17 protein-coding genes are annotated in these 19,054 nt (G+C 56.9%); 5 read left to right on the forward strand and 12 right to left on the reverse strand.

Annotated features, from left to right (window positions below):
• Window positions 1-51: 51 nt before the first annotated feature.
• From ACR0DT_RS23400 to ACR0DT_RS23445, 10 genes are all read right to left on the reverse strand, one after another.
• A complete protein-coding gene (locus ACR0DT_RS23400; protein ID WP_480713073.1) occupies window positions 52-864 on the reverse strand; it encodes an XdhC family protein in 813 nt (270 codons plus the stop codon).
• Window positions 865-875: 11 nt separating this feature from the next.
• Entirely contained in the window at window positions 876-2,063 is a 1,188-nt protein-coding gene (locus ACR0DT_RS23405; RefSeq protein WP_480713089.1) for a vWA domain-containing protein, read from the reverse strand.
• Window positions 2,063-2,914, reverse strand: coding sequence for an AAA family ATPase (locus ACR0DT_RS23410; protein ID WP_480713090.1), 852 nt, complete (start codon window positions 2,912-2,914; stop codon window positions 2,063-2,065). The genes ACR0DT_RS23405 and ACR0DT_RS23410 overlap by 1 nt, the downstream gene beginning before the upstream one ends.
• Before the next feature lie 120 nt (window positions 2,915-3,034).
• Complete coding sequence (locus ACR0DT_RS23415; RefSeq protein WP_480713074.1) at window positions 3,035-5,452, reverse strand: aerobic carbon-monoxide dehydrogenase large subunit; 2,418 nt, start codon at window positions 5,450-5,452, stop codon at window positions 3,035-3,037.
• Window positions 5,449-5,943 (reverse strand): (2Fe-2S)-binding protein, encoded by a 495-nt coding sequence (locus ACR0DT_RS23420; RefSeq protein ID WP_480713075.1) that lies wholly within the window; start codon window positions 5,941-5,943, stop codon window positions 5,449-5,451. The genes ACR0DT_RS23415 and ACR0DT_RS23420 overlap by 4 nt, the downstream gene beginning before the upstream one ends.
• 12 nt (window positions 5,944-5,955) lie before the next feature.
• Window positions 5,956-6,789, reverse strand: a complete 834-nt coding sequence (locus tag ACR0DT_RS23425; protein WP_480713076.1) for an FAD binding domain-containing protein — start codon at window positions 6,787-6,789, stop codon at window positions 5,956-5,958.
• 139 nt (window positions 6,790-6,928) lie between these two features.
• A complete protein-coding gene (locus ACR0DT_RS23430; protein ID WP_480713077.1) occupies window positions 6,929-8,011 on the reverse strand; it encodes an MHYT domain-containing protein in 1,083 nt (360 codons plus the stop codon).
• A 234-nt stretch (window positions 8,012-8,245) separates the two neighbouring features.
• Entirely contained in the window at window positions 8,246-9,208 is a 963-nt protein-coding gene (locus ACR0DT_RS23435; protein ID WP_480713078.1) for an ABC transporter substrate-binding protein, read from the reverse strand.
• Between the two features lie 20 nt (window positions 9,209-9,228).
• Window positions 9,229-10,590, reverse strand: coding sequence for a sensor histidine kinase (locus ACR0DT_RS23440; RefSeq protein ID WP_480713079.1), 1,362 nt, complete (start codon window positions 10,588-10,590; stop codon window positions 9,229-9,231).
• Complete coding sequence (locus ACR0DT_RS23445; protein ID WP_480713080.1) at window positions 10,580-11,248, reverse strand: response regulator transcription factor; 669 nt, start codon at window positions 11,246-11,248, stop codon at window positions 10,580-10,582. Before ACR0DT_RS23445 ends, ACR0DT_RS23440 begins: the two co-directional genes overlap by 11 nt.
• A 108-nt stretch (window positions 11,249-11,356) precedes the next feature.
• On the opposite strand from ACR0DT_RS23445, the gene ACR0DT_RS23450 reads away from it, so the two are divergent.
• The 5 genes from ACR0DT_RS23450 (at window position 11,357) to ACR0DT_RS23470 (ending at window position 16,359) form a co-directional block, all read left to right on the forward strand.
• On the forward strand, window positions 11,357-12,334 hold the full coding sequence (locus ACR0DT_RS23450; protein WP_480713081.1) for a Bug family tripartite tricarboxylate transporter substrate binding protein: 978 nt from the start codon (window positions 11,357-11,359) through the stop codon (window positions 12,332-12,334).
• Window positions 12,335-12,398: 64 nt separating this feature from the next.
• The gene (locus tag ACR0DT_RS23455) at window positions 12,399-12,881 is read left to right on the forward strand and encodes a tripartite tricarboxylate transporter TctB family protein (RefSeq protein WP_480713082.1); all 483 of its coding nucleotides are present in this window, start codon (window positions 12,399-12,401) and stop codon (window positions 12,879-12,881) included.
• Between the two features lies 1 nt (window position 12,882).
• On the forward strand, window positions 12,883-14,394 hold the full coding sequence (locus tag ACR0DT_RS23460) for a tripartite tricarboxylate transporter permease (RefSeq protein WP_480713083.1): 1,512 nt from the start codon (window positions 12,883-12,885) through the stop codon (window positions 14,392-14,394).
• The gene (locus ACR0DT_RS23465) at window positions 14,384-15,571 is read left to right on the forward strand and encodes a CaiB/BaiF CoA transferase family protein (protein ID WP_480713084.1); all 1,188 of its coding nucleotides are present in this window, start codon (window positions 14,384-14,386) and stop codon (window positions 15,569-15,571) included. The genes ACR0DT_RS23460 and ACR0DT_RS23465 overlap by 11 nt, the downstream gene beginning before the upstream one ends.
• Complete coding sequence (locus ACR0DT_RS23470) at window positions 15,568-16,359, forward strand: citryl-CoA lyase (protein ID WP_480713085.1); 792 nt, start codon at window positions 15,568-15,570, stop codon at window positions 16,357-16,359. Before ACR0DT_RS23465 ends, ACR0DT_RS23470 begins: the two co-directional genes overlap by 4 nt.
• Before the next feature lie 47 nt (window positions 16,360-16,406).
• Here ACR0DT_RS23470 and ACR0DT_RS23475 read toward each other — a convergent pair whose 3' ends face one another.
• Complete coding sequence (locus ACR0DT_RS23475; protein WP_480713086.1) at window positions 16,407-17,936, reverse strand: heme biosynthesis HemY N-terminal domain-containing protein; 1,530 nt, start codon at window positions 17,934-17,936, stop codon at window positions 16,407-16,409.
• A 10-nt stretch (window positions 17,937-17,946) separates the two neighbouring features.
• Window positions 17,947-19,054, reverse strand: a 1,108-nt coding sequence (locus tag ACR0DT_RS23480) for a COG4223 family protein (RefSeq protein ID WP_480713087.1), incomplete at its 5' end; no start/stop codon positions are given.

The raw sequence follows: 19,054 nt of genomic DNA on the forward strand, positions 1-19,054 counted from the left end.
TCTTCTTCCGGAGTTTGTTCGGGGCGTGCAGGCCACAGGGCCCGCAGGCGGTTAAGCACGTTTCTCATCATCAGACTCCTCCTTCGTCTTGTCGGTGTTTCGCCAAAGCACGATCTCGGCCAGGATCGACAAGGCGATTTCGTGCGGATCAATCGCATGAATATCCAACCCCGCCGGCGATTTGAGCTGCCCCGCCCGTGCCGGATCCAGCCCCTGAGCAATGAGTTTCGCTGTCAACGTATCAGCCTTTCGGCGGCTGGCCACCATGGAAACACGGGCTGCTTCGGTTTGCAGCGCGACCTTCAAGGCATCCGCATCGCCACGCCCCTGCGAGGCAACAACAACGAAATCCCGCGATTCGATCGCCAATTGCCCAACTGTTTCATGCGTGAAACGCTGAATCTCACTGTCAACGTCGGCGTTGTCGCTGATGCAAACGCGAAATCCGGCCAACGCCCCATGAGCAGCCAGTGCGGTTGCAATCAGTGACTCGCCAAAAATCACCAGCCGCGGAGCGTGCTGATAGGGTTCCACCAGTAAATCGACCGTGCCCCCCGAAGGGCACCCGCTTTTGTACGTCTGTACACCGTCAGGGTCGGTCATGTTCACCACCTTGTCCGAAGGTTTTACCCGTATCATCTGCGGTGCGCCGCTGGTCAGCGCCGCCTGCGCCGAAGCCCGCACCGCACGTTGCACGCAGGCTCCTCCCAGGTGGCCCAATATGCGTCCGTCTCGTGTGACCGCTGCTTTACCGCCTGCCTTGGCCGAGGTCGCATCCGCTGTTCGCAGTACCGTGGCTACGCAGAATGCGTCTCCGGTCTGGCGCAGCTGTTCAATGGTATCGAAAATGTCGAAATTTCCCATGTTAGTCTCCTTTACAGCTTGCGGAACTGCGGCTCCAACGCCGCCAAGGCATCCAGCGTATTGGCGGGCAAATGCGCGTCCAGATGGGGTTCCGCCGCCCGGATCGCTGCGGCGATGGGTTGATAGTCACGCCAACCTTTCAAAGGGTTTAACCACACAATCCGCCGCGCCTTGCGCCGGATGCGTGCCAACACCTCGCCCAGCGCCTGTGGGTCCGAACTGCAATAACCATCGGACAGGATCAATACGATAGTCCGCCCATTCAGCGCCCGGGAACCATACCCATTCAGAAACGTGTTGAGACTGCCCGAGATATCAGTTCCGCCACCGAACCCCTCGGCCATCAGCGACAATCGCCCGGCCGCGCGCAGGCTGTCGTGATCACGCAAAGCATCTGTGACCCGCATCAGACGTGTGTGGAACAGGTAGGCATCCGCCTGCGCATCGCTGCTGATCAACCCTTTCAGGAAAGCCAGAAAGACGCGCGAATAAACGGTCATCGAGCCACTGACATCGCACAGCGCCACAATCCGCATCGGGCGCAGCGGGCGGGCACGGCGATAGAGGTCAAGCGGTTCACCTCCGCGGGCGATGCTTGCACGCTGAATCCGTCGCATATCCAAGGCCGGGCCGCGCAGCGCCTGTTTTTGGCGGCGCGCCCGACGATCCCGGATTGCTCGGGCCAAAGCCAAAGCAGCCTTTTCGGCCTGAGCTAGACTCTGCTCATCCATCAACTCCCGCAAATCGCGGCGCGACAGGTTGGCCGTACGGGTCGCAATCAGCTTCCCGTCTCTCCCCATGGCCTCCCCATCGCCCGGATCAGGGGCAGTCTCCTGACCCGTATCGCCATCTGTTTCGCGAGCGTCCCGCTTCTTCTGCTGCCAGATCATAGGTTTGGCCGATTGCACCCGGACATGCTGGGCCTGTGCACTGCCTCGGCGCTGCTTACCCGCATTGAACCAATAGGCATCGAACAACTCGTCAAACCGGCGCCAGTCCTCAGCACTTCCCGCCAGCAAGACACACAAGGCCTGCCGAGCTTGTTCTGCATCTGTGGCATCAACGGTCGACAATGCAGCGAGCGCATCTCCTGTTTCCCCGGGACCAACCCGCAGCCCATTCATCCGCAGATGTGCGATGAAATCGGACATCCGGTCTGCCAAACCGCTGGCACGAGAGGGAAACCGGGTGGCTTGCATCACGCTACCTTCCCGATCAGCCGATCCATGACTTCAGCCGGAGCGACATCGTAATCGGCTGCAGTTTTCAACAGACACACGAGCGTTGCCTGCACCTCTTCACGCGATTGCGAAAGATCGTTGACCCCCAGACCCGACAACGCAGCCGCCCAATCCAGCATCTCTGCAATGCCGGGGGTTTTCACAAGATCCTCTTTTCGCAATGCTTGCACCACACCGATGATTTGACGAGCTAACATTTCTTCTACCTGCGGCATCCGGGCGCGTAAGATCGCCATTTCCGTATCGCGTGACGGGTAGTTTAGGAAACTGTACAAGCACCTGCGCCGCAAAGCGTCCGACAGATCCCGCGTCCCGTTTGCGGTCAGAATTACAATAGGTCTCACACGCGCAGCGATTGTCCCCAACTCGGGGATCGTTATTTGGAAGTCCGACAAAATCTCCAGCAGATAGGCCTCGAATTCCTCGTCTGCCCGATCAATCTCGTCAATGAGCAAGACCGGAGGTTCGTTTGCGAGTATCGCCTCTAACAACGGTCGTTTCAGAAGGTACTCATCTGTAAACAAATGCGCTTCGCTAGTCCCGCCCTGCGCTTCACTCGCGCGAATGGCCAGCAACTGACGCTGGTAATTCCACTCATAGATAGCATGGCTGGCATCCAGACCTTCATAGCACTGCAACCGGATAAGCCGAGTGTCCCGATGCGCCGCCATCGCCTTGGCGACTTCGGTCTTGCCAACACCGGCAGGCCCTTCCAGCAGCAAGGGCCGCCCCAGCTGTTGCGCCAGATGCAGCGCCATTGCCAACCTGTCGTCGGCAACATAGCCCTGCTTGGCCAATCCGTTCTGCATCTCACTCAAAGTCACAACCAGGATCCAATCTTCATCTGGCTAAAAATATCCCGGGGGAGGTTCGGAGGGGGTGGCACCCCCTCCGTTCGGTCGGACCGGCGTCAGCCGGTTCGAAACCGATTACCCGTGCATCCCCAACCCATTGGCAATCTTCCAAATCCGCCAATGGTCGTGCGGCATATGATTTTGCACCAACCCGAAGGGCCGGAACGCATCATGTACCGCGTTCGAAAATGCCGGCACGCCGCCCACATTCGGGCTTTCACCCACACCTTTCGCACCAATCGGATGGTGCGGAGACGGCGTCACCGTATAATCAGTGGTGTAGTTCGGCGTCTCCCACGCGGTCGGCAGGAAGAAATCCATCAGCGTACCGGTCTTCACATTGCCCATTTCATCATAAGCGATTTCCTGACCCATCGCGATGGCCAGCGCTTCGGTCACGCCACCATGGACCTGGCCGTCGATGATCATAGGGTTGATCCGAGTACCGCAATCGTCAAGCGCGTAGAACTGCCTTACGTCCCATTCGCCGGTATCCACATCGATCTCCATGACACAGATATAGGCCCCAAACGGATAAGTCATATTCGGCGGATCATAGTAGCTGACCGCTTCCAGACCGGGTTCCAGCCCCGGAATCGCTTGGTTATAGGCGGCAAAGGCGATTTCCTTCATAGTCTTGAACCGTTCCGGTGCACCTTTGACGGCAAAGCGATCCACATCCCATTCGACGTCGTTATCATGCACTTCCAGCAGATAAGCCGCGATCATCTGTGCCTTGGCGCGGATTTTGCGGGCCGCCATGGCCGTTGCAGCACCCGCCACTGGCGTGGACCGAGACCCATAAGTGCCAAGCCCATACGGCGCAGTGTCAGTGTCACCCTCCTCCAACGTGATATCATCTGCAGGCAGGCCAATCTCGCTGGCAATGATCTGGGCAAATGTCGTGGCATGACCCTGCCCCTGACTGATCGTTCCCAGCCGTGCGATGGCTGACCCGGTCGGGTGTATGCGAATTTCGCAGCTGTCGAACATGCCCAGCCCGAGGATGTCGCAATTCTTCACGGGTCCGGCCCCTACGATTTCAGTGAAATGCGTCAGGCCAATGCCCAGCAGTTTGCGAGTCTTACCGGCCTTGAAATCCTCGATCCGCTGCGCTTGCTCCGCTCGCAGACCATCATAGTCCACTGCTTTCAGCGCTTTATCCCAAGCGGTGTGATAATCGCCTGAATCATACTCCCAACCCAGCGCAGACTGATACGGGAACTGATCCGCCTTGATGAAGTTGATCCGACGTAGCTCGGCCGCATCCATATTCAGCTTGATCGCCAGTACCTCGATCATCCGTTCGATGAAATATGCGGCCTCGGTCACACGGAAGGAACAGCGATAGGCCACTCCTCCCGGAGCCTTATTGGTATAGACACCATCCACGGCCAGATAGGCGGTGGGGATGTCATAAGACCCGGTGCAGATGTTCATGAACCCGGCCGGGAATTTGGTGGGATCAGCGCACGCGTCAAAGCCACCGTGATCCGCCGTGGTATGGCACCACAGGCCGGTGATCTTACCGTCCTTCGTGGCTGCAATCTTGCCCTGCATCCAGTAGTCGCGAGCAAAGGCGGTGGACATCAGATTTTCCATCCGGTCCTCGACCCATTTCACCGGCTTGCCGGTGACAATCGAGGCCACGACCGAGCAGACATAGCCCGCATAGGCCCCGACCTTATTGCCAAATCCACCGCCAATATCGGGGCTGATGACGCGGATATTGTGCTCGGCGAGACCTGATATCAGCGACACAACGGTCCGAATCGCATGCGGGGCCTGAAACGTGCCGTACAAGGTCAGCTTGCCAGTCACCTTGTCCATGCTGGCCACGCATCCGCAGGTTTCCAAAGGGCACGGGTGCGTACGGTGGTAATAGATCATCTCCTCGGCGACGACATCGGCCTCAGCCAGAACCGCTTCGGTCGCGTCCTTGTCGCCCTGTTCCCAAGTAAAGATGTGGTTGTGGTGCTTACGCGGTCCGTGGGCACCTTCAGTCTGACCTTCAAGATCTTCGCGTAGGACAACGTCAGATTTTAGCGACTCAAACGGGTCAGTGATGACGGGCAGCTCTTCATACTCAACCTCAACCAATTCAACAGCATCCGCCGCAATATAGCGATCTTCGGCCACGACATAAGCAACCTCCTGTCCCTGAAACAGAACTTTGCCATCAGCCAGAACCATCTGCTTGTCACCGGCTAACGTCGGCATCCAGTGCAACCCTAGGGGTGAGAGGTCCTCAGCGGTTAGAACGGCGACAACACCGGGCACGGCCAAAGCCGCCTCTTTGTTCACGCTGACAACACGGGCATGTGCGTAGGGGGAGCGCACAAAGTCGCCGAACAGCATCCCGTCCAGCTTGATGTCATCGACATAGTTGCCCTTTCCTTGGGTAAAGCGCACATCCTCGACACGCTTACGGGCGCAGCCCATGCCTTTGAGGTTGGCAGCGCGTTCTTCGGGGGTCAGAGTCTGGTCGTTCATTCCGCAGCCTCCTTCTGAGCATTCAGCATGTCTGCAGAGGCAGAAATCGCCTTGACGATATTCTGATACCCGGTGCAGCGACAGAGATTGCCGGCCATACCAAAACGGATTTCTTCTTCGGTCGGGTTCGGGTTTTCCTGCAGCAGCCGATGCGCGCGGGTAATCATACCCGGCGTGCAGAAGCCGCATTGCAGTCCGTGATGTTCACGGAACATCTCTTGCAAAACGCCCAAGCTGCCATCTTCGTTGGTAAGCCCTTCGACAGTGGTGATATCAGCCCCGTTCACCTGCGCCACAAAGGTGGTACAGGACTTGACCGACTTGCCGTCGATATCCACGGTGCAAGCCCCGCAATGGCTGGTCTCGCAACCAATATGGGGCCCGGTGATTTTCAAATCCTCCCGAAGGAAGTGAATTAGCAATGTGCGCGGCTCTGCCAGACCTTCGACCTGTTTGCCGTTCACGGTGAGTTTGACGTGCATTTTTGACATTGGTTCCTCCCCTCAGCCTGCGCGGCTTTGCGCGCGGTCGATGGCGCGGCGCAGCATCACGGCGGCCACGTGTTTTTTGAATTCGACGGGACCGCGATTGTCTTCGACAGGCTCAATCGCGTCGAGCATCGCCGCCACACAGCCGTCAAGATCACCCCCGGCCAAGGCGGCGCTGGCCGCTTCGGACCAAACTGGCGTGTCGGCAAGATTGGTCATCGCCACCGATGCCGTGCCATTGCCGACCATCACAGCTGCTGCCGCTGTGGCGTAGTCGCCAATCTTGCGCTTTTGTTTTTCATAAGCCTGACCAATCCCCGCACCGGGTACCGGGATCGAGATGCGCGTCAGAATTTCCTCATCCTCACGGGCTGTAAAATAGGCGGCCTCGTAAAATTCTCGTGCGGCGACGCTGCGGGGGCCGTCGGGGCCGGACAATTCAAAAGTAGCATTCAGGCATTGCATCAACCCAGGCATGTCATTGCCCGGATCGCCATTGGCTACATTTCCACCAACAGTGCCAACATACCGCACCTGAGGGTCGGCGATCTGCAATGCCGCCTCGCGGATTAGGGGAATGGCGGCGGCCAACCCTTCATGCGCAATCAATTCGTGCTGAGTAACCATCGCGCCCAGCGAAACAGTTTCGGGCCCGATCTCGATGCCCTTTAATTCGTCGATGGCCTGCAGGTCGACAAGATGGCCCATTTCAGCCATGCGCAGCTTCATCATAGGGATCAGGCTATGCCCCCCCGCGAGCACGCGCGCTTCATCTCCGTGTTCCTGCAGAATGCTGATGGCCGAGGCGATGTCGCCTGGCCGGTGATACTCAAAACCGGCTGGTATCATATTTTCCTCCCTGGGGTCCGGACTTTGTGCCTTGGGGGACCTGAAGCTAGGAAAAAACGATGGGATTAGACGTTCCAGTAAGCGGAAACGGGGCGCGCAGCTTGTTTCACGAGTTGCGAATAGGCTGCACGAGTTGCGATCAAAGGCCCAACGCGTCGCGAATAGCCGTCAGGCGCGATCGGCTGACGGGGACCTTGTTCAATGCGTCGGTGTCATCGAAATAACAGGTGCCATTATCCTTGTGCCGTTCAAAACCCGAAACATGGCTAGGGTTCACCAGATAACTTCGATGGGCGCGTATGAAACCGTCGGTTTTCAGGCGGCCTTCGGCCTCTGTAATCGACCACGGGCAGAACAGCTTTTCGGCGCCCATATAGAGGACGGTATAGTGCCCCTCGGCCCGGATGGCGGCGATCTTTGAAGGTTCGGCAAAAAAGGTCTGGCCTTCGCGTTCAAACGGAACTCCTGCCCGCATCGTGGCAGGTTGAGGCGCGGGGGTATATTCTGGTTCGGGTTCCAGCTCGATGAAGGTGATGCCGGTCAACAGGAAGGCACCACAGATCAGAAAGACCGAAACGGTAACTCCCATCGCCAATGTCTGGTTACTCAGCGCAGGCCCCGCCCCACCCGCATTGTCACTGGCTATGAAATCGGTCAGGCCGGTGGCTACGAAGTGCATCGTGAACACGGCCAACCCAAAACACACCGTCCCCAAGAGGATATTGCGTTGTGTACGATTGTCATAGGCCACCCAGATCGCCATGACCGACAGGACCACCGAGGCCAGCGTGGCAATCACAACGTCCCACGCATTGTAGACAGGGCGGCACAGTTCCATCCCGGCCATACCGACATAATGCATCACCACGATACCCAGGCCGACGATGACGCCCGCCGATACAATCGTCTGCGTCGTGCGCGGTCGGAAATGCAACAGCAGCAACGCGAGACCTACCATCAAGATTGCAACCAAGGCCGAGATAAGCGTGATCAGCGCATCATAGTAGAACAAGATCGGCAACTGCAGGCCCAGCATGGCTACGAAATGCATCGACCAGATGCCACCACCCAAGATGATTGCAGCCAAGGCAACGATGAACTTGCGTCTTTGCGGGTCAAGCTTGGACGCGCCATGCGTAAGGTACAGGCCGGTAAAACCCGCCATCAGCGCCACGGCCAATGAGGCCATTACAAGCCAGGCGTTATGCGAATAATCCAGCATTTGGGTTTACACGCCCTCCCCGACGCGAGGGCGACGTTAGCAAACGGATTTGACTGGGACAATTGGCTGCTGTTCTCGAATATGTCACCGCGGCTATTCAGTTTGGCACTCTTTGCACAACCAAAGCCGGATTCAGTTACAAGAGCAAAATTCAATCCGGTTCAAAATGGGACTGGCGCGTCATTCGAAAATGCCGTGGTCATTTTCAGAGGCGGGCAAAGGATATTCTCCGATCTACTGAATCACCGCGTTTTCCCAAGCTGATAAAAATTTTTTTCGCTTCAAGTCGTCCAAAAATGTCATCAATGCCGGATTCAATCCAATTGTCTCGTGATCTGTTGAACCATCCTGTAACGTAAGTGGCGGAAGCGAAGATTGAGCGCTTTGCGCAGCAGAATTTTCAGCAATCAAATACCGTATAAACGCCTCGGCTGCATCTGGCTCCTGCGTCGCCCGCGAAACCAGCGCTGTTCGCATCATGATCGTTTGAAAGTCCGTCGGAAAAATCACTTCCAGAGCATCCTTACCTTCGGTCCGGACTGCTGCATAACTGCCAAGGACGTTGTATGCGACTAGAATTGTTCCGTCCGCAAGATCGTTTATCATTTCACCCGAGCAGCAATACAGCCGAACATCAAGGCCGCCCATAACCTCCATCAAACGCCAATATGTTTCCGATGCACGCGCATCCTGTGTCGCGAATAGATAGCCAAGACCTGACTCGCGTACGTCATATGTCCCAACCTTACCGTGAAACTCTTGTGGGCGTTCCCGTAGTGCTTCGATCAAACCTTGGCGAGTCAGAGGAAGAGACTGACCTTCAAACGCTGCTCGGTTGATCACAATTGCCGCCGGTTCGGTTGTGAAAGAAAACAGGCTTTGATGCCACTGCGCCCAGGGCGGTGTTTCGATCTCGTCGAATGGCACGGCAAAGCCGTCATTTGCCAGCTTCAATTGCAAGTCCATAGCGCTGGACACAACGACATCAAAAGCCTCTGGTGTGGCCCGGACTCGCTTGTCGATATCGGCTGTCCCCGAGACCAAATATTCGACACTAATAGAGGGATTTTGGGCCACAAAGCCCTCGATCACGGGTGCGAACAATACGGTGTCTGTGCTGGATATAACACGAAGATGCACACCCGCCGCACCCTCGTTAAAAATCAATTGGTCTTCCCAGTCCTCAGCCCAGCCCAAACAGGGCAACAAGAGAAGGATCAGAGCAGTAAGGTAACGCATGCGCCCCCCGTTGTCCGGTTTGCAAGAACCAATGTTCCACCATGCGCCATTGCCACATCCTCTGCGATGGTAAGACCCAAACCCGACCCAATTGTTCCGGCGGCATTTTTACCGCGCTCAAACCGCCTTGTCAGCCGATCAATCTCATCTGGGGGAAAACCAGGCCCCGAGTCACTCACCTTGACCTCAGGCTTCGCGCTGACCTCAATTTCGACGGCGCTATCCGCGGGTGCGTATTTCAGCGCGTTGTCGATCATGTTGCGTACAGCATTTTGAATTAGGATAGGATCGCCGGAATAGGGAACACTGGGATCACCCGTCAACGAAAGTGACAGTTCTTTCATTTCCGCAATGGGCGTCAGTCGCTGAACAAGCTCGCGGATCAATTCAACAAGGTCTACATCTTCACGCTCAAGACGATCAGCACGGGCTGTAATCATCGCGTGGTCCAAAAGCTGGCCTGCTGCACGCGAACTTTCATCAATCGCCCGCACCATGGCACGCAGCGCCTCGCGGTTTTCCTTTCGTTCAACCCGGTGAAGCGTCGCCTCGGCATATGACCTGACGGTCGCAAGAGGCGTTCGCACACGGTGGGCTGCTTCAGCGATAAAGTCCTCGGACTGGCTGAGCGACTGGTCCAAACGCCCCATCAAAGAATTCAGCGACATGACCAATGGCGCCATTTCGCGTGGTACCGGTTTCTTGAACGGGCTTAAGTCCTGGGGCCCCCGTCTGGTTACAGAATTCGTAAGCTTGTTGAGCTGTCCGATCGTTGTCGACGTGATCCAAAAGGAAAGCGCCGCTGTTAAAAGAAAGAAACCCAATCCGAGAAAAGCGGCATTGCGTGAGATTTGATCGAGAGTTTGTGACAGCGCATCCTGTGTCTGTCCGAGTACGACATCTACTTCTGTCTGTTTTCCCAACCCAACAAGTGTTCGACTTGCACTGACTTGGCGAATTCGCTCACCACGAACTTCACCAGATTTGAACAACCAGTCACTTTCTTCAAACCCGTCCGCCAAACGAAGATCTTCGTAGCCGGATAAAAACTCACCGTCCTGAAAAATGGCATAAAACACCCGGTCGTCTGAAGGAGTACTCAGCATCGAGAATGCCGCGTAGGGTATATCCACTTCCAGCACCCCATCCCTGAGGGCCGCGGCATCGAGTATGGACGTCACTGAAGCTTCCAGGATGTTGTCCTGACCTTGCTGTGCCACCTGTGCTGCATAGTTTCGAACCGCAAAGAACAGAAGGATCGCAAGAACCGCCGCACCACCAATCAATGTCAGCACAAGTCTGTTCCGCAACGACCCCGAGACAGTCGGATTAGCGGTCATGATCCAACCTATATCCCAGACCGCGCAGCGTGGTTATTTTTAGATCCGATTTTTCCAGATGCCTGCGCAATCGACCGACATAGACTTCGATGGCGTTGTCCGACACATTGTCGTCGTAGGAAAACAATCTATCCGCCAGTTTCTGCTTCGAAAACACATGACCCGGAGCGTTCATGAACAGTTCCATCATGCGCAGTTCACGATTGCGCAAAGAGACGGTTTCCCCAGCTATCGTCAAATGACCGGCCACCGGATCAAACACGGCACCGCCAATCTCAATAGTTGTTCTTGCGATGCCAGATTTTCGACGCAGTACAGCACGACAGCGCGCTTCAAGCTCAGCATGATCAAAAGGCTTGGTCACGTAGTCGTCTGCCCCCAGATCAAGCGAACCGATTCGGTCCGATACCTGGCTTCGTGCAGTCAAAACGATCACCGGCGTGTCCAAACGGCTTGCCCGGTGCCGTTTCAGAAAGTCGCGACCGTCCCCATCCGGAAGCATGATATCCAAAAGGATAAGGTCATACTCATCGGTTTCGACATAAGCAGTCGCATCCTCTAAATTCGCTGCGTGATCAATGACATGACCATCCAGCCGCATACGTGAACTTACCGCATTCGCGAGGTCCAGATTGTCTTCGACAAGCAAGAATTTCATCGGGCCCAAACAGTATTTTACCGCGTGACAGGTTGATGTCAGGTTGGTGTGTTTTTGTTTCTTCCAACTTGAGCCGCCCTGCGGCCGGTTGTCAAACGGGAGGAAATCATGACGACATTTAAACTGGGCCGACGCGCCCTAATCGCAGCTGTGGCCGCAATTGGCCTGACTGGCCCGGCTTTGGCCGATGAGGTTGTGGACAGCATTCACTTTTTGATCCCCGGCGGAGCCGGCGGCGGCTGGGACGGCACAGCCCGTGGCACCGGAGAGGCGCTGACCAAGGCGGGCCTCGTGGGGACGGCTTCCTACGAAAACATGTCCGGCGGTGGCGGCGGTAAAGCCATCGGCTTCCTGATCGAAAACGCCGACAGTAACCACGGCACATTGATGGTTAATTCGACGCCTATCGTAATCCGCTCACTGACTGGCGTGTTCCCACATAACTTCCGCGACCTGACTCTGGTTTCGGGCACTATAGGTGATTACGCCGCGATTGTTGTCGGCAAGGACAGCCCGATCAACTCGATGGATGATCTGTTGGCAGCGTTTGACGCCGATCCTTCGGGTACGGCAATTGGCGGTGGCTCGGTGCCGGGCGGCATGGATCATCTGGTTGCCGCCATGGTTATGGAAGCAGCCGGTAAGGACGCGCTGGCCGTAAAATACATCCCGTATGACGCAGGCGGCAAAGCCATGGCGGCCCTGTTGTCGGGTGAAATCGCGGCCCTGTCGACTGGTTTCTCGGAAGCCGTCGATCTGGCAAACGCGGGTGAGGTTAAGATCATCGGTGTAACCGCCGAGGAACGTGTGGACGCCGCACCTGACGCGATGACCATGAAGGAACAGGGCATCGACACATCCTTCGTCAACTGGCGCGGTTTCTTCGCGGCCCCAGGCCTGCCCGAAGACAAGCTGGCAGCCTATCAGGACGCGATCGCCAAGATGTATGACACCCCAGAGTGGGAAGAAGTGCGCGCACGCAATGGGTGGGTGAACATCCACAACTCTGGCGCAGACTTCCAGTCGTTCCTGGAGCAGCAAGAACAGCAGATCGGCGATCTGATGAAAAAGCTGGGCTTCCTCTAATCAAACAATTGGCAGAGCGGCTTAACGCTCTGCCATCCCAAACAACAAACAGGGAGGGGATCACATGGCGCTGGATCGCTGGATCGCGCTCGTCCTTCTGGGTGTATCATTAACATATGGCTACGCCGCTTGGTTCACGATGGATGGTAGTCTTCCTCCTTTCATGCAGCGAAACCCCATTTGGCCAAGCACCTTCCCGAAAGTGCTGTCAATTTTGGCTATCGTAACGACGACAATTATTTTGCTGGGCTTTGAAAAGTCCGAGGTAAAAGAGGCCGACATCGATTATCGCCGTTTGGGTGAATATCATTTGGGTCAGGCGCTGATGTTGCTGGCCTTAATGGTCATCTACGCCCTATGCCTGCGCCCCGTGGGTTTCCTGATTTCAACTTCGGCTTTCCTGATCCTCGGATCCTTTATTCTGGGCGAGCGGAAATGGCACATCATGCTGCCTGTCGCTTTCATAGCGACAGGTTCCGTCTGGTACTTGGTGCAGGAAGTTCTTGGCATCTACATGCGCCCCCTGCCGGGCATTTTCGGAGGCTGACATGCTTGAAGGACTTCTGATCGGCCTGCAAACGGCATTTTCCATACAAAACCTACTGATGGTCATCGCGGGATGCCTGATCGGCACATTCATTGGAATGCTGCCGGGTCTCGGCCCAATGTCGATCATCGCTATCATGATCCCTGTTGCCATCTCCATGGGTGACCCGTCGGCCGCGCTGATCTTGCTGGCCGGGGTTTATTATGGCGCTATTTTTGGTGGATCGACCTCTTCCATTCTGCTGAACGCGCCGGGGGTCGCAGGTACAGTTGCCTCAAGTTTCGACGGCTATCCAATGGCCCGCCAGGGCAAAGCCGGCAAGGCACTGACAGTTGCCGCAATTGCCAGTTTTGCTGGCGGCACGCTTGGTGCTGTCCTGCTTATGGTTTTTGCCCCAGCGCTGTCCTCGGTTGCGCTGTTGTTCCATTCGGCTGAATATTTTGCGTTGATGGTCGTGGGACTTTCGGCCATTGCAGCATTTGCGGGTAGCGGACAGGTTGCCAAGGCTGTCATCATGACAGTTCTTGGACTCATCATGGCAACCGTGGGCGAAGGCGCTCTGTTCAATTTGCCTCGGTTCACGATGGGTATCATGGACCTGCAGTCCGGATTTGGGTTCATCACGCTGGCCATGGCCATGTTTGCCTTACCCGAGGCCCTGTTCCTGGTTCTCAAACCAAAGGATTTGAAGGGTGATGATGGTGAAATCAAAGACCTGCGGATCACGAAAGAAGAAGCCAAGGCCATCGCGCCTGTTGTCGGACGACAATCCGTCCAGGGGTTCTTTATCGGCGTCTTGCCCGGTGCCGGGGCCACTATCGCGAGCTTCCTTGGCTATGCGGTCGAACGCAATATCGCTCCCAAAGAAGAACAGGAAGAATTCGGAAAAGGGTCAATCAAGGGTCTGGCGGCCCCCGAAACAGCGAACAACGCAGCATGTACGGGATCTTTTGTTCCCCTGCTGACCCTTGGTATTCCCGGGTCGGGAACAACGGCCATTTTGCTGGGTGCCCTGATTGCTTTGAACGTAACACCAGGCCCGCGCTTGATGCTGGATGAACCTCAGATCTTCTGGGCGGTCATCATGTCGATGTTCATCGGCAACCTGGTATTGCTGATCCTGAACCTGCCGCTGATCCCATATATCGCCAAGGTTCTGGCGGTTCCGCGCAACTATCTGATCCCGTTCATTTTGTTCTTCACCCTAATGGGGGCCTATATAGGGCAGAATAATGCGACTGAACTACTGATACTGGTCGGTTTCGGCATCTGTGCGACAGCGTTGAAATTTGCCGACTATCCGCTGGCCCCACTGCTGATTGGGTTCATCCTTGGCGGCATGATGGAAGACAATTTCGCCCGGTCGATGCAGCTTTATGACGGGATCGCATTCATTTGGGAACGTCCCATGACACTGGGTCTACTGGTGATTGCGGCTCTACTGGTGTTGCTGCCCAGCTATCGTGCACGTCGCGCACGTGCACGGGCGGCTGGGATCGCAGATGGCGACTGAACCCCTTTCGGGCATACGGGTTCTTGATCTGACGAATGTTCTGGCGGGCCCGTATTGCTGCTACCAGCTTGCGCTTATGGGGGCTGAAGTGATCAAGGTCGAACGCCCAGAAGGTGGCGACCTTGCCCGCGTTCTGGGCGCTGACCCAAATCGAAACAAAGCAGGAATGGGCATCAGCTTTCTCGCTCAAAACGCCGACAAGAAATCCGTCACGCTGAACATGAAATCAGCGAAGGGCAAAGCGCTGTTGAAACGGTTGGTGCAGAACGCAGATGTTCTTGTCGAGAACTTCCGTCCTGGCGTCATGGACCGTCTGGGACTCGGGTATGAGGTCCTGCGCACCGAGAATGCAAATCTGATCTACTGCGCGATCAGCGGGTTCGGTCAGGACGGGCCCCGCCGAAACGACCCCGCGTATGACCAGATCGTTCAGGGTCTGAGCGGCGTCATGTCGATCACTGGTGCAAGGGACACGGCACCGTACCGTGTGGGATATCCACTGGCAGATACTGTCGGTGGCCTGACGGCCGCCTTTGCGATCAGCGCATCCCTGAACGCCAAGCCGCGGGGCGCGTTTTTGGATATCGCCATGTCCGAAGCGGTGATTTCGACAATGGGTTGGGTAGTTTCGAATTATCTGGTCGGTGGCGTTACTCCAAGCGCGCATGGCAATGAAAATACCACTTCCGCTCCGTCCGGAACATTTGCCACTGCAGACAACCCAATCAACATTGCCGCGAACCGTGACGAACAATGGAGGGCACTAGCACAGCATCTTGGACGTCAGGATTTGCTGCAAAATCCCATCTATGCAACCCGTGAAGACCGTAAGCTGAACCGTCACGCGCTTCGGGAAGAACTGGAAACAACGCTGCGCAAACGTTCAGCCGTTGAGTGGGTCCGCGAGTTAAACGCTTTGGGCGTTCCAACGGGGCAGGTACTGACCGTTCCCGAGGCCCTGTCGGACGAACAACTCGCAGGTCGTGGCTTGATTGGATCTTTGTCAGTGCAAGGCGAAGAGATGAAACTGGCTGGAAGCCCGATTGTGACGGATGGACAGCGCAGAATGCCCCGTTCTTCACCACCACCGCTTGGTGCGGATAACGCAGCGATTTGGTCGGAACTCGGCCTCTCAAGAGCTGAGATCGATGAATTGGAGAAGGAGGGTGTCATATGAGCGACGTCGCTGACTGGTGGCGCACCGCCATCATCGACATGGAACCGGGGCGCATTGATCTGCGCGGAGAGCCGATTCAGGACCTCATTGGCAATCTCAACTTTTCAGAAATGATCTGGTTTATGGTGCGTGGCGATCGGCCCTCAGCTGCACAACTAAGGTTGTTTGAAGCTGCATTGGTTGCCGCTGTGGATCACGGACCGCAGGCGCCTTCAATTGCGGCGGCCCGCATGGCGGTGACCTGTGGGTTGCCTTTGAATAATGCCATGGCCAGCGCAGTGAATATGCTGGGCGACATTCATGGCGGGGCAGGAGAGCAAGCCGTAACGCTCTATCATTTTGTCGACTCCCACACTGCGACTGTTGATGTGGCGGTCGATGATTGGACCAATATACACGGAAAAATTTTACCTGGATTTGGCCACCGATTTCACACACCAACGGATCCACGTGCGCCTCGTCTGATGGAATTGGTTGACGAAGCGATTGCGAGTGAGGCTTGTGACGGGCGCTTCAAGAGCGTCGCGACGGATATTGAATCCGACCTGGCACGCCGCAAGGGTAAACCGGTCCCGATGAACATCGATGGCGCCACTGCGGTTATTTACGCAGAGCTTGGCTTCGCTGCGCCTCTCGCTCGAGGATTGTTTTGCCTGTCCCGTTCAGTTGGCATTCTTGCGCACGCTTGGGAGCAAGTTCAGCAAGGGGGGCGAAACAAAGGCCCAACGCCACCTGAGTATCGTTGGACATACTTGAACACTACAGCGCAAGGCGAAGTTGACCGATGAGCCTCTCCGACTGAGTTGATCCACCCACCGGTCTGCAGAAACTGCCGCTAGGCTTGTTTTTCCACCACGGGTTCGACATCCGGCCGCACCGGCTCAACGTCAGGACGGACGGGCTCGGCTTCCATCTCGATAACCTCGGGGGTCTCAGGTTCTTGAACTTCTTCCTCTTCCGGTTCGGGCTCAGGTTCAGCCTTGTCTTCAAGCGCCCCGACAATCAGAGGCAGCATGTGCACACCGGTGGCCGTGGCGATCTCAGGCGTTTGCGGGGTCTGCCAGCTGAGCGTGTCAAAGCTGCCGCAATTCTGGCAAACCGGGGCCCATTCAGGCTGAATGTCGTGGCAGTTGTCACAGACCCATTGCGGGCCGCGCGGAGCGTTCAGCGCCTTGGCCAGCCATCCTTGTACAACGGCGTCCGAAGCACCCTCGCCCCGTTCAATCGCCGCCATCAGGGTATAGGCCCGCGCATCGGCTTGCTTTTCTACCACATCGCCCAGCGCACGGCGGGCTTCGGGGAAATCTTCGGCGACAATGTTCAGTTCGGCCAGTATCAGGCGGGTTTCCAGATCCTCCGGGTGGATACGGGTTAGGGCCGTAAAACGGGTAATACGTGCCGCTGGGGTTTCATCCGGCGCGATCTCGGCAAAGGCATGGGCCAGATCAGGATGCGGCTGCACCTCCCACGCCTTTTTCAAGATTTTGGTTGCAGCACGCGGCTTGCCCTTTTCGATATAGGCGCGCGCGGCCATCGCGGCGGCAGGTACCAGATCGGGCGAAAGCCTGTTGGCCTCGATCGCGTGTTCCTGCTGTTCGACCGTGGCGCTGTCATCCAGAATGTCCTTGGCCTCGGACAAGGCCAGCACCGCATCACGGCGCTTGAACACATCGCGCGGCAGGTGACCGGCTTTCAGCTTGGCCGTCAGGGTCGAGCGCGCACCGGCCCAATCCTGCGATTTGGTTTGCAGACCTAACAGAATATCCTGCGTTTCCGCATGGCGCGGTTTAATCGCCAGCGCCTTTTCCGCCAGCTTACGGGCGGTGTCATCATCCCCCTCGGCCAGCTTCTGTTTCATGATACCGCGCACGCCAACAAAGCGGGTGGCGTTGTTCGTGACCAGTTTCTTGTAGGTCTCGGACGCCTTTTTCGTGTCGCCATTCATCTCGGCGGCCTGTGCCACCAACAGGTTGGTCAGCTCCGGCTTGTTCAGCAGTTTCTCGGCCTTCGCGGCCTTGGACATTGCTACGCGCCCCTCACCCGAGGCCAACGCCATCAACCCGTCCGACAGCGCCTGATAGCCACGCTTTTCCCGGTTACGGTCGAAATAGCGAGACAAGGCGGTTTCGTCGCCATTGAGAAAATGAAGCGTCGCAATCAACAGGGTCACCAGTTTAAAGAACACCCAGATCGCCACCACCAACACGCCCAGCGCAATAACCGATTGCAGCGGCCCCAACGTGAATTCGGTGCCCGCGACGGTGATCTGAACTCCGCCGCTGGTTTCCATCAGGAACATGGCGCCCATGGCCAGCAGACCGATAATCGCTACAAAAACAAGGATCTTTAACAGTGACCACAGCATGGCAGGTCCTTCAGTTCGAGTTTACGCTGGATTGCAGCGCATTTGCGGCGTCGACGGCAGCCACCCGCGTTTGGGCCGCCTGTTTCCAATCGGCCAACGCGGCCTGCGCCGTGTCAGGCAAGGCTTTGAGTTCGCTCAGCGCCGTAGCGATATCCCCTTGGGACAAAGCCGCCTGCGCCCGCGACAGGATCGCATCCGGGCTGTCGCCCTCTTGCGGAGTCACCGAGCGCGCGCCGGTCTGACGCTGCAGAAAGGCGACCAGCCCGGTGGACTTGTCGGCATCGCGCGCATCGGCCAGCGCGGTACGGGCTGCCGGCACAAAGGAGTCGCGCAAAGCAGCAAGGGTTGCAACGCCTTCTGTGGACGGTGCTGACAGGGCATCGGGGACGGTCACGCCTCCTGCCGTCAATTTGTCTACAAGCTCATTATAGGGCTGGCCCGCCTCCAACTGCCCATGCACCTGAGACAGAACAGCGGCGTTGGTCGCAGCCTGTGCCTTGACCGCGGCCTGCGCCTCGAGCGCCTGCGCGTCCGAGACCATTTTCTCAACCTCAGCCCGCTGAGCGGCCAGCGAATCCTGCAGTTTTTTTAGTTCTGCTTCAAAGGCTGCCGAGACCTCAGCTGATGCACCTTGCGTCAGGGCACCGCTTTCAAGATCGCTCAGACGTCCGGCCAGAGGATCAACCTTGCCCGCCAGCCCGTCCAAACTGGTTTTCAACGCGGCCAGGTCAGTGCTGAGCGGCGTGACCTGATCGGTCAGCGCCGCGATTTTGCTATCTACATCCGAACTGCCGGACTGGGATTCGGATATGGATTTCGTCAACGCTTCGATCTGGCTGGCTTGGTCGCTTAGCTTCGATTCCAGCGCTGTAAATGCGTAAGACTGGCCTGAGTTGAACATCCCCGCACTGCCCGCTGCAAAGCCAATTGCCGCAGCAAGTGCGCCGCCGATTAGAGCGGGGATAAAGCCGCCTCGTTTTTCCTCTTTGTGCGCCACGGGCTCCGTGGGGGTCGGTTCCTCCACCAATTCGGCTTCGGCTTCGGCTTCGGCTTCGGCTTCGGCTTCGGCTTCGGCTTCGGCTTCGGCTTCGGCTTCGGCTTCGGCTTCGGCTTCGGCT

The organism is Ruegeria sp. BI11, assembly GCF_056538005.1.

Excerpts from the sequence above, each read along its gene's own strand:
- ACR0DT_RS23400 (WP_480713073.1), bottom strand. The coding sequence starts at position 864 with ATGGGAAATTTCGACATTTTCGATACCATTGAACAGCTGCGCCAGACC.
- ACR0DT_RS23405 (WP_480713089.1), bottom strand. The coding sequence starts at position 2,063 with ATGCAAGCCACCCGGTTTCCCTCTCGTGCCAGCGGTTTGGCAGACCGG.
- ACR0DT_RS23410 (WP_480713090.1), bottom strand. The coding sequence starts at position 2,914 with ATGCAGAACGGATTGGCCAAGCAGGGCTATGTTGCCGACGACAGGTTG.
- ACR0DT_RS23415 (WP_480713074.1), bottom strand. The coding sequence starts at position 5,452 with ATGAACGACCAGACTCTGACCCCCGAAGAACGCGCTGCCAACCTCAAA.
- ACR0DT_RS23420 (WP_480713075.1), bottom strand. The coding sequence starts at position 5,943 with ATGTCAAAAATGCACGTCAAACTCACCGTGAACGGCAAACAGGTCGAA.
- ACR0DT_RS23425 (WP_480713076.1), bottom strand. The coding sequence starts at position 6,789 with ATGATACCAGCCGGTTTTGAGTATCACCGGCCAGGCGACATCGCCTCG.
- ACR0DT_RS23430 (WP_480713077.1), bottom strand. The coding sequence starts at position 8,011 with ATGCTGGATTATTCGCATAACGCCTGGCTTGTAATGGCCTCATTGGCC.
- ACR0DT_RS23440 (WP_480713079.1), bottom strand. The coding sequence starts at position 10,590 with ATGACCGCTAATCCGACTGTCTCGGGGTCGTTGCGGAACAGACTTGTG.
- ACR0DT_RS23445 (WP_480713080.1), bottom strand. The coding sequence starts at position 11,248 with ATGAAATTCTTGCTTGTCGAAGACAATCTGGACCTCGCGAATGCGGTA.
- ACR0DT_RS23450 (WP_480713081.1), top strand. The coding sequence starts at position 11,357 with ATGACGACATTTAAACTGGGCCGACGCGCCCTAATCGCAGCTGTGGCC.
- ACR0DT_RS23455 (WP_480713082.1), top strand. The coding sequence starts at position 12,399 with ATGGCGCTGGATCGCTGGATCGCGCTCGTCCTTCTGGGTGTATCATTA.
- ACR0DT_RS23460 (WP_480713083.1), top strand. The coding sequence starts at position 12,883 with ATGCTTGAAGGACTTCTGATCGGCCTGCAAACGGCATTTTCCATACAA.
- ACR0DT_RS23465 (WP_480713084.1), top strand. The coding sequence starts at position 14,384 with ATGGCGACTGAACCCCTTTCGGGCATACGGGTTCTTGATCTGACGAAT.
- ACR0DT_RS23470 (WP_480713085.1), top strand. The coding sequence starts at position 15,568 with ATGAGCGACGTCGCTGACTGGTGGCGCACCGCCATCATCGACATGGAA.
- ACR0DT_RS23475 (WP_480713086.1), bottom strand. The coding sequence starts at position 17,936 with ATGCTGTGGTCACTGTTAAAGATCCTTGTTTTTGTAGCGATTATCGGT.